This is a genomic window from Dietzia massiliensis (assembly GCF_018390595.1).
Lineage (GTDB): Bacteria > Actinomycetota > Actinomycetes > Mycobacteriales > Mycobacteriaceae > Dietzia > Dietzia massiliensis.
The window spans coordinates 1-369 of record NZ_JAHBAV010000301.1; the positions used below are offsets into that span (position 1 = coordinate 1).

Sequence of the window (369 nt, forward strand, 5' to 3'; positions counted from 1 at the left end):
GATGGATGATAGTAATAAAAAAATTGAAGAAACTTATGTAACTGAAGCAGCTGAGGAAGAAGGGGCTTATAAAAAAATTGATTTTGACGCTCTTTTAAAAAGAAATCCAGATGTTAAAGGATGGATAGATATCCCAGATACAAGAGTTAGTTATCCAATTTTACAAGGTGAAACTAATGATACTTATATTCATAGTGATATTGATAAAAAAGAATTTAGAGCGGGATCTATTTTTATTGCAAGTGAAAATGAAAATCCATTTGTTGATTTAAATACGGTTATTTATGGTCATAATATGAATAATGGCTCAATGTTTAACAATATCAAATCATATACTAAACAAGAGTTTGCTAACGAACATCCTTATGT

The 369-nt window shown here is 28.5% G+C and carries 1 protein-coding gene; it reads left to right on the forward strand.

Annotated elements, in window-relative coordinates; translation table 11 throughout:
* Positions 1 to 369 (forward strand): class B sortase (locus KHA85_RS20610; protein ID WP_213186728.1); only part of this gene is annotated, 369 nt, incomplete at both ends.